The organism is Aestuariivirga sp. (genome assembly GCF_044238155.1).
Lineage (GTDB): Bacteria > Pseudomonadota > Alphaproteobacteria > Rhizobiales > Aestuariivirgaceae > Aestuariivirga.
Genome location: NZ_JBIIDX010000152.1, coordinates 1 through 8,263, shown reverse-complemented (window position 1 = coordinate 8,263; position 8,263 = coordinate 1). Strand labels below are relative to the sequence as shown.

Here is an 8,263-nt window from a genome sequence, read left to right as displayed (position 1 = left end):
GGGCCGCGGCGCCATCCGCTTCTATCTGCCGCTCAATGTCCAGCTGCCCAATAATTTCTTCACGCAGGCGGTGGTCGTGGCCAAGGACGTGGCGGCGCGCGAAAGGCTTCAGGCAAAGCTGGAGGCCGCGCTCGCGGAGAACTTCCCCAATGCGGTGAGCCGCGTTTATCCGCTTGAGCTCGGGCCCCCGGTGGGCTGGCCGGTGCAATACCGCGTCAGCGGGCCGAACATTTCGGACGTGCGAGAGATCGCGCTGAAACTGGCGGCGGTGATGGCCGCCAATCCGGATGCCGAGAACGTCAATTTCGACTGGATAGGGCCGGCGCGCCAGTTGCGCATCAGGATCGACCAGGACGAGGCGCGGCGGCTGGGCTTAAGCTCGCAAGCGCTGGCGCAGATTCTGCAAACGGTCGTCTCGGGCGTGCCGGTGACGCAGATCAGGGATGACATCTATCTCATCAACGTGGTGGCGCGCGGCATCGACGATCAGCGCGTGTCGATCGACGGCCTGCGCACGCTTCAGGTGCCGCTGCCAGGCGGGCGCACCGTGCCGCTCGCCCAGTTCGCCCGCTTCGACTACGAGCAGGAGTATCCGCTGATCTGGCGGCGCGACCGGGTGCCCAATCTCACGGTGCAGTCGGATCTCCGGCCCGGCGTCCTGCCCGAACAGGTCGTCCGCGCGCTTGAAAAGCCGATCGCCGAACTCTCGGCGACACTCCCCGCCGGCTATGCCATCGCGGTGGGCGGCACCGTCGAGGAGAGCGCCAAGTCCCAGGCTTCCGTGCTGGCGGTCGTCCCGGTGATGATCTTCATCATGCTCACGGTTCTGATGTTCCAGCTCAAAGGGTTCCAGCGGCTGTTCATCGTGCTGAGCGTGGGTCCGCTGGGGCTGATCGGCGTCGTCGGCGCGCTGCTGCTCTCCGGCAGGCCTCTGGGCTTTGTCGCCATCCTCGGCATTCTGGCGCTGCTCGGCATGATCACCAAGAATGCGGTGATCCTGCTGGGCCAGATCGACGCCGAACGCGCAGCGGGCAAGGGCGTGCGGGAGGCAGCGATCGACGCCAGCGCCGCGCGCTTCCGGCCCATCATCCTCACCGCGATTTCCACCGTGCTCGGCATGATCCCCATCGCCTGGACGGTGTTCTGGGGTCCGATGGCCTTCGCCATCATGGGCGGGCTGCTGGTGGCGACGATCCTCACCCTCATCTTCCTGCCGACGCTCTACGTCACATGGTTCGGATGGCGTGAAGGCGGCAAGGGCGGCGTGCCAGAGGCAACGCCAGCGCCGGCTGCGGAGTAGCGGCGCGCATGGCGGAAGGCGCAGCGCATCTTTGCTTTGCGTTGGAGCGGGTCCTGCCGTACCGTCCACGCCTTATGACATTCCTGATGGTCTTTGCAGGCGCGCGCGAGAGGCCTGCTCTCATACATTGTGGCAGGCTTCGCATGACTGGCCCTTCCTCCGCAGCGCAGCAGAGTCCTGAACCTGACGACATGAAAGGCGAGGGGCTGTGAGGGGGCTCCGAGAGGATGGCGTGATCGAGATCAAGCTCAATTCGCCGGAGCAGATTTTGAATTCACTCGATCCATCGCCATTTATCCATCGTGATCTTGATGACAGGGCGGCCAACTATATCATCGAGCACGCCGGCGAAGGAGGTTCGAACATCGACTTTACGCTGGTCATTGAGATGCCGGCAGCCGAGATCGAGCGGGATCTGGCCGCCGTGCTGCCATCAGCCCTGAGGAATTCCTTCTGCTCGCGGGCAACCAGCGCACGGCTTCAACTCAAGGATCTCTTCCGGACCGGCCGCGTGGCCCTTGCGATTGGCTTTCTGGTTCTGGCGCTCTGCCTCAGTGCGATCTGGTCGCTCGAGTTGTTCATGGCGCGGGGCGCTTTCCTGCTGATGCTAGAGCAGGGGCTGTTCATACTTGGCTATGTTGCCGTCTGGCGGCCGATGGAAATCTTTCTCTATGACTGGTGGCCTCTACGGAAGCGGATCAAGCTTCTGGACAGGCTGGCCACTGCGAAAGTGGAGTTGAGGGCCAGATGAAGCAACCTGTCAGGCTCTGTTGCCTGACAGCATGATGGTCAGCCACTGCATCGATGGCAGACGCCGGCAGACGGTGAGGACCCCAACAAGCACAGGCACTCCGATGAACGCGCCTGTCAGGCCCCAGAGCAGTGTCCACAGAAACACGACGAACATGACGGCAAAAGGAGAGATCGACAGGGTCGAACCCGTGAACACGGGTTCGATGTAGCTGCCGATCACGAACTGAACCAGTGTCAGACAGATCAGAACCAGCCCCGCGATTTCAAAAGATTCAAATTGCACGAGCGCAAAGAGCGTTGGCAGCAGGGTTGCGATCAGCGGCCCCAGGAAGGGAATGTAATTCAGCGTGAAGGCGATAGCGGCCCAGGCCGCAGGAAGCTCGAGCCCGAACATATAGGCGATCAGCCAGACGATGGCTCCAGTGACTGCGCTGGCGATGGTTCGTACCAGCATGTATCTCCGAAAAAGGCTGGCCGTCTCCTCGCCGAGCGCGACGACTGCGGCTCCGTTGAAACGGCTGGTCGCGGTCCCAAGCCGTGCAACGAGGTTATCCACCTCCAGCAGGCCAAGTACCGAGAACGCAAAGACCAGGGATGCAAAGCCGGCAAGACCATTCAGCCGCGTCAGTGTTGTCTGAACCATTCGCATGAACCAGGACAGATTGAACGTGTCGGAGAGTTGCCCCGCCATCGTGAAGCCCTGGCTCTGGAGCCAGGCGGTTGCGGCCAGGTATAGTTCCTGCAGCCGTCCACTGTTGCGGATCAGCCACTGTCCGACAATGCTCACTCCCCAGGCAAAGAGTGTAAGCAGGGCCGCGATGCATACGAGCGTCACGATGAGGGTGAGCAGGATCGCGAGAATGCGAGGTATGCGCGCCTGGAGAGCAACCTGAAGAGGTCTTACAACCATTACGATAAACACTGCAAAGGCAGCAGGTGCAAAGACTGTTTCTCCCCAGGCGAGGGCGGCAAGAACAAGTATTGTTGTGCAGACCAGCAGCAGACTGCCTATGGTGGACAGACCCGGGTCAGCGTCGCCATCGCTGCGTGGTTTGCTCATTGGAATGTTCCCGGGCGCCAGAAGACTTTAGAATATGAGAGATCAGATCGAGTGATTTGGCAAGCCGCATGAAGCTTCTGCTTGATCCCCGCAAGGGTGACATTGAAGACGATGCCTCAAGCACCCGGCAGCGTTCGTTGCTGTCTCTCGCAGGAAGTCTGATGGCGGAGATCAGTCCGGTGAAGCTGGTGCTGGCCTGGGTGTTGTTGATTGGCCTGCCCGGGCTTGTGCTCGGCAGCCTGCCGCTTATTATCTCCCTGTGGTTCGGCAAGCTATCCACGCAGGTGAGCCTGGTTCTCGCGGGGCTCGGCTCGCTCGTGGCGCTGGGTGTGCTCCTGCTTTTGGCCTGGCTCGGCTGGCGCAAGGTGTGGAGCATGTTTGAGACGAGTTTCTGGTCACTTCACGCTCTTGGGCTCCAGCCAAGCTATGTGGTTGGCCGGGAAGTGATCCGGCACGTCGCCGAGCGGAGACTGGGCCAGAGCTACAATCCGCGGCGGCGAAGCGTCATTCGCTCCGTATCTGGTTTGGTGTCCGCTGCCATTCTCAGCGTGCTTGCCGCGTGGGTTGCATTCATTGCCTGGCCACATACGCGGTGGACAGCCAGCCTCGCTGATCTTGCCGTTCCATTTCAATTCCTGCTTCCCGTGATTGCCAATGCGATCTTGGTCGTGTCTTCCTATTTCAGCGTGGCTGCGCTGGTCTGGGGCGTGGCGGATGCCTGGATGATGGCACCGCAGGACATTCCGTCGTTCGCCGGCCAGCCCGTCGGCGGACGGCTTTGGCATATTGCCCACCTGTCTGATGTGCACACGGTTGCAGGGCCTTACGGCTTCCGGATCGAGAGCGGACGCTCCGGCCCGCGCGGCAATCAACGCCTCGATCGTGTTCTGGCTGAGCTTGCGCGCCGGCATGCGCGGCGGCCTCTTGACGCAATTCTCCTGACCGGAGATCTCACCGACGCTGGTGCAGCAACTGAATGGGCGGCGTTTGTTGATGCGCTTGCACCTTACCCACAGCTGCAGACGCGCATGATTGCGCTTCCTGGCAACCACGATCTCAACGTCGTTGACCGCGCCAATCCCGCACGGCTTGACCTTCCCGGCAGCCCTTCGCAAGTGCTTCGGCAGATGCGCATGCTGTCGGTTCTTGCCGGGCTTCAGGGCGAGCGCCTGAACGTCATTGATGCTGAAACGGGGCACGTAGGGCCAACGCTTGCGGCATATCTTGCGCCACACCGGGATGTGATTGCGCGATTTGCCGACAGCGGGTCGCGCCGGCTCGGACGGGAACTGTCCGCAATCGCCGATCTGGCCTTTCCGATGCTTCAGCGCCCTGATGGCGAGGCTGGACTTGGCATCATCGTGCTGAACTCCAATGCATCAACCCATTTTTCGTTCACGAATGCGCTGGGCATGGTTTCCATGGCGCAGCTACGGGCGAGTGAACGGGTCATGGGTCAGTTTCCAAGCGCCGGTTGGATCATTGCGCTCCACCATCATCTGGTGGAATACCCGATACCTGCGAAGGCGCTGTCGGAGCGAATCGGAACGGCCCTCATCAACGGCAGCCAGGTGATCCGCCGACTCAGGAAATACTCCAGCCGGATCCTGTTCATGCATGGTCACCGGCATACGGAATGGATCGGATCAGCCGGTGGTATTCCCATCGTGTCAGCCCCTTCGCCGGTGATGGAGGCCAGCGATACCCAGCCTTCGCACTTCTTCATTCATGCCGTGTCGACCGACACCAGTGGCGCTATCGTGCTGCAGCAACCCGAAAAGGTCACGATCATGGGCATGGATGTACCATCGGACACGGGAGCAGATCCATCGATGTGATCGGCATGAGTGGGCAGCAGGCCCAGCCTCAGCGCCGGCTCAGTGGCAGCCGGATTTCCGAATCAGGTGACAGGGTGATTCGGGCCCGTACGCCCACAGTGTTCGGTGTTCCAAGATGATAACGCTGCATGATCATGGTCAGCGCAACCATGGCTTCCACGTTGGCAAAATCATTACCGATGCAGAGGTGGCGGCCGGCGCCAAAAGGCATGTAGGCCCGCCGCGGCCAATCCGGTTTCAGAAAGCGCTCCGGGCGAAACGCGTCACGATCCTCGCCCCATACGGGTGCCCGATGCAGCCCGCTGATCGAGACAAGCACCCCGGTGCCGCGCGGTATCCGGTGCGAGCCAAGCGTCTCATCCTCCGCGGTCAGTCGAGGCAGCGCATAAACTGGCGGATAGAGACGCATCGTCTCCATCAGGCACGCACGCACGTAGGGCAGGCGAGGGAGGTCGTCCAATCGCGGCGCTCGATCCCCGAGCACGCTGGCGATTTCCTGTTGGACACTGTGGGCGACAGCTGGGTTTTGACCCAGGAGATAGAGCGTCCAGGTCAGGCTGGTGGCAACGGTTTCATAGCCCGCAAAGAACAGGGTCTTCGTCTCCTCGGCGAGTGCGTCGGCGGAAAGACCTCGGCCTGTGCGTGGATCGCGAGCTGATGACAGAGTGGCGTGCAGGTCGGTAAGCCCCTCGCCTCGCTCGGGCCGGTCGTTGATCGTGCTGGCGATGAAGTGGTTCAGCGCCTTGCGCAGGGAGCGAAATTTCAGGTTGTCGGGCGTGGGAAGCCAGATCGGTGGTGCCCAGATCGCCGTATTGCGTCTCATAACCAGTTGCAGGGCGCGTTGCAGCATCTGCCCGACGTGCAAGGCGGTGTCGGGCGCGATCGTGGTTGAGAGAAGCATCCGGGCGATGACCGCCATCGAGAGTTGGAGCATGCCGTTGCCGAGTGCCACACTGCCGTTTGACTGTCGTTCAGCATCCCACTGTGCGGCTAAGGCCTCGACCGCCTGCGCGGTCACGCCGTCCACGCTCTTGAGGATGTCGCGGTTGAAGGCCGTCTGGGCGAGACGTCGTTGCTCGAGCCACTCTGGTCCGCTCATCGACAACAGACCCTTGGCAAACAGACCGAGGTTGAGGCTTTGCCGGCCGCGGACAAAGTGCTGCCACTTGCTCACCAGAACCTCATGGGCGATGTCCGGTTCAGCAATCACCAGCATATGGCGGTGAAACACCCTGAAGCGGGCAAGGCCGTCATGGCGCAGGGCCAGATCGCACAGGAACCGGTCTGGCGACCTTGCCAAGTCCTGCGCCACCCCGAATAAGGGATTGCCACGCTCGAAATGTATTTCATCCATGTCTGAAGCCCCAGCGACTTCCTCAGCCTAGCAGGAATTCCCGACCTGCCAAACAATCAAGATCCGCTCTTGCCATGTCATGCGTGATCTGGCTCTCTCTGGCCATGTTGATGACACTTCCGATGTATGATTATCCCGAACTGGCCGAGGCGACTGATGCCTGGGCTTCGGCAATTGCGCATGCTGCGGGTTATGAACTCAAGTTGTCGAGGTTGGAAGACTATGCCGGCGCCTGGGAACGTACCGACCTTCAGTTCAGCCAGACCTGCGGTTATCCCCTCACTCATGGCCTGCGCGGACGACTGTCGCTTGTGGGGACTCCGCATTACGGCGTTCCAGGGTGTGAAGGCTTCTGCTATTCGAGCGTGGTGTTTGCACGACAGTCACGGGCCCTTCCGGACTACCGTGGCACGATTGCTGCGGTGAACACCGTCGACTCGATGTCAGGCATGCTGGCGCTCAAGAGTTTCTTTGTCGAATGGGCCTGCGATGGCATGTTCTTCCAGGATACACGGCTGTCGGGTGGGCATCTCAGGTCGTTGCTTGCCCTGCAGAGTGGAGAGGCAGACGTCTGTGCGATCGATGCCGTATGCCTCGCCTATGTGCGGCGATTTCGCCCGGGGCTGCTGGATGGTCTCGTTGAGCTCGGAGTGACGCCGCGTGTGCCGGGTCTTCCGTACGTGACCCGTGCGCCGCAGGTGGAGCGCTGGCAGCGGGCCGTCGAGATGGCGGTTGCCGACCCCGCCCTTGCTTCTGTCCGCGAGTCCCTGATGATCACCGGCTTCACGCGCACCACGGAGTCTGACTATGAGGTCATTCCGCTGCTCGAAGCCGCGGTCGAGGCGCGAGGCGGCATCAGGCTTGACGGGCTTTCCTGACGCCTAGCGTTCGGAAATACGCTGGGCCAGGAGTCTGGCGAGGTTCACCGCGAGCGTCACTCCCGGTTCAGGGTTCTTTCGCATCCAATGGAACAGGGCATCGGCCTTTAGCGCTGCAACATGTCCTGCAGAGCCTGCGCTCACCTCCTCGTTGCGCGGCTTCAGCGAGAGATGCTCCAGTTCGCCGAAGAGGTCACCCTCGCCCAGTTGGCGCCGTGCCGGCGTGCCAGGCGTGCAGGCTTCGAAATTGCCGGATACGATGAGGAACATGTCGTCGCTGGTTTCGCCCTGTCGGGTGATGGTTTCGCCGGGCGTGCATGAAATGACACTGGCGAGTTTCATGATCTGGCGAACGTGGTCCTCCTGCAGGCCGTCAAACAGCCGCGGGCGGGCACGGCTGACGAATGCGGTATCGCTGTCAAGCCAGAGTTCGTCATTTGCAAGGATCTGGCTGGCCTGGAACAGGTCAATCAGTGGTTCGAGCCTGAGGCGCACCTCATCCGGGCGATCATCGCCACCTTTCCGGCGAAAGATTCGGTAAAGCGGCGAGCGGCAGGCACTCAGCCGCGCACCATCGCGCACGACCAGCAACAGCGGGCAGCGCAGGCCAATTCCCTTGAGTGGCTTTGCATGAGTGTATTGCTCAAAGCCCAGTCGCTGGTAGAAGCTCACGAGGCCCGGCCGGCAGAAAGTAAGAACGATGGAGATGTCATTGGCCAGCGCCAGGTCATAGGTCGCCATCAGCAGGTCATTGACGATCAGTGTGCCTGCGTGCGCGGGCTCAACCAAAAGCCAGTTTGCGAGCAGCATCTTGTCGAGGCTGGTGGCCTGTTCAAGCCTTGATATCTCAAGGAAATGCGAGAGTTCTTCCGACAGACGGTTTCCCGCCAGTGATGATGCCGTAAGGGCAGCGATCGGATTATTGGGTTCGCCAAGATAGAAATGCTTCGCATTATCATCGAATTCGTCCTTGATGATCTGCCGTTCCTGGTCGGCGCCATCGAGGTCCTTGCGGCCAAGATGGCCGGAAAATACCCTGTACCGGAAGCGGTAGATGCTCTCTCGCGCTTGCTCGTCTTC

At 61.2% G+C, this 8,263-nt stretch carries 7 protein-coding genes; 4 read left to right on the top strand and 3 right to left on the bottom strand.

Annotated elements, in window-relative coordinates; translation table 11 throughout:
- Together ACILRN_RS14100 and ACILRN_RS14095 are read left to right on the top strand one after the other, a co-directional pair.
- The coding region (locus ACILRN_RS14100; protein WP_395689324.1) for an efflux RND transporter permease subunit at positions 1-1,300 on the top strand (1,300 nt) is incomplete at its 5' end.
- 208 nt (positions 1,301-1,508) lie between these two features.
- Positions 1,509-2,051 carry a hypothetical protein gene (locus tag ACILRN_RS14095; protein ID WP_395689323.1) on the top strand — a complete coding sequence of 181 codons (543 nt, stop codon included), beginning with the start codon at positions 1,509-1,511 and terminating at the stop codon, positions 2,049-2,051.
- Between the two features lie 9 nt (positions 2,052-2,060).
- Here the strand turns inward: ACILRN_RS14095 and ACILRN_RS14090 are convergent, their stop codons facing one another.
- Positions 2,061-3,113, bottom strand: a complete 1,053-nt coding sequence (locus ACILRN_RS14090; protein WP_395689321.1) for an AI-2E family transporter — start codon at positions 3,111-3,113, stop codon at positions 2,061-2,063.
- A 68-nt stretch (positions 3,114-3,181) separates the two neighbouring features.
- Between ACILRN_RS14090 and ACILRN_RS14085 the strand changes: the two genes are divergently transcribed.
- Positions 3,182-4,951 carry a metallophosphoesterase family protein gene (locus ACILRN_RS14085; protein WP_395689319.1) on the top strand — a complete coding sequence of 590 codons (1,770 nt, stop codon included), beginning with the start codon at positions 3,182-3,184 and terminating at the stop codon, positions 4,949-4,951.
- A 28-nt stretch (positions 4,952-4,979) separates the two neighbouring features.
- Here ACILRN_RS14085 and ACILRN_RS14080 read toward each other — a convergent pair whose 3' ends face one another.
- Entirely contained in the window at positions 4,980-6,305 is a 1,326-nt protein-coding gene (locus ACILRN_RS14080; protein ID WP_395689317.1) for a cytochrome P450, read from the bottom strand.
- A 110-nt stretch (positions 6,306-6,415) separates the two neighbouring features.
- Between ACILRN_RS14080 and ACILRN_RS14075 the strand changes: the two genes are divergently transcribed.
- Entirely contained in the window at positions 6,416-7,183 is a 768-nt protein-coding gene (locus tag ACILRN_RS14075; RefSeq protein ID WP_395689315.1) for a phosphate/phosphite/phosphonate ABC transporter substrate-binding protein, read from the top strand.
- Positions 7,184-7,186: 3 nt separating this feature from the next.
- On the opposite strand, the gene ACILRN_RS14070 is transcribed toward ACILRN_RS14075, so the two are convergent.
- Positions 7,187-8,263: cyclic nucleotide-binding domain-containing protein (locus tag ACILRN_RS14070; protein ID WP_395689313.1), on the bottom strand; the 1,077-nt coding region annotated here is incomplete at its 5' end.

Bases quoted from the DNA above. Each gene is read 5' to 3' on its own strand.
- ACILRN_RS14090 (WP_395689321.1), bottom strand. From the start codon at position 3,113: ATGAGCAAACCACGCAGCGATGGCGACGCTGACCCGGGTCTGTCCACC.
- ACILRN_RS14075 (WP_395689315.1), top strand. From the start codon at position 6,416: ATGACACTTCCGATGTATGATTATCCCGAACTGGCCGAGGCGACTGAT.
- ACILRN_RS14080 (WP_395689317.1), bottom strand. From the start codon at position 6,305: ATGGATGAAATACATTTCGAGCGTGGCAATCCCTTATTCGGGGTGGCG.
- ACILRN_RS14085 (WP_395689319.1), top strand. From the start codon at position 3,182: ATGAAGCTTCTGCTTGATCCCCGCAAGGGTGACATTGAAGACGATGCC.